This is a genomic window from Acinetobacter sp. GN11 (genome assembly GCF_054823985.1).
In genome coordinates this window covers 1-783 of record NZ_JRVL01000277.1, presented here as the reverse complement: position 1 = coordinate 783, position 783 = coordinate 1, and the positions used below count along the sequence as shown (strand labels likewise).

The following is a 783-nucleotide window of genomic DNA, read 5'->3' as shown; positions in this document are numbered from 1 at the left end:
TCCTATTTCACTCCGATAAATAGTTAAATCTAATTTATCGTTAAATGAAACATAAAAAATGATTGAGTTTTTATTTTTTAAATATATAATCTGTTTTGTACAGACAGGTCTGTATATTTTGGTTCGGTAGGGTCGAAAAAAACATCTAATTTTGAACCAAAATGACTTTCAGACGCAGCGTGATAGAGAAGAAGAATATTAATATAAGAAGAAGAATGTCGCGCTTTATTTTTAAGCAGCTCTTTCAAAGTCGATTAACTTTTCAACTCGATTCCAATAATCATAAATTTTTATTGAACCATGTTCGACCTGAGCTTGTATGGTCATACCTTCCAATATATTAACGAGTAATAAAGATAAAGGAACTGGTTCTTTTACATCATATTGGTTAAGAAGATTTTGCATCAGTTGAGTCAACCAAGCTTTATACAAAGTGGCAGGTTGATGCGTTGATGGATATTGTTTTAAAACTTCTTCTAAAGCTTTTTGAAACATACAACCATTAAAATCTTCACTATTAAACCAGTCGGAATACCATAAGAATACTGCTTTAATTCTCGCGAGAGGGTCTAACTCATCATGTTGTGATAAGGCAGCAGTCAGAGAGTTTTGTAAAAGCGTATTCCGTAGAAGTAGGCATTCTTCAATTAACTTTTCTTTCGATGGAAAATGCTTATAGAAAGTCATTTTTGCAACGCCAGATTCATTAATGATGCGATCTACCCCTATAGAATTATAGCTATACGAGTTAAAAAGTCTTAATGCGGTGTTAATAATGTCATC

At 32.2% G+C, this 783-nt stretch carries 1 protein-coding gene; it reads right to left on the bottom strand.

Annotated elements, in window-relative coordinates:
- Positions 1-231: 231 nt before the first annotated feature.
- Positions 232-783 (bottom strand): TetR/AcrR family transcriptional regulator (locus tag NL42_RS17965; RefSeq protein WP_461313791.1); only part of this gene is annotated, 552 nt, incomplete at its 5' end.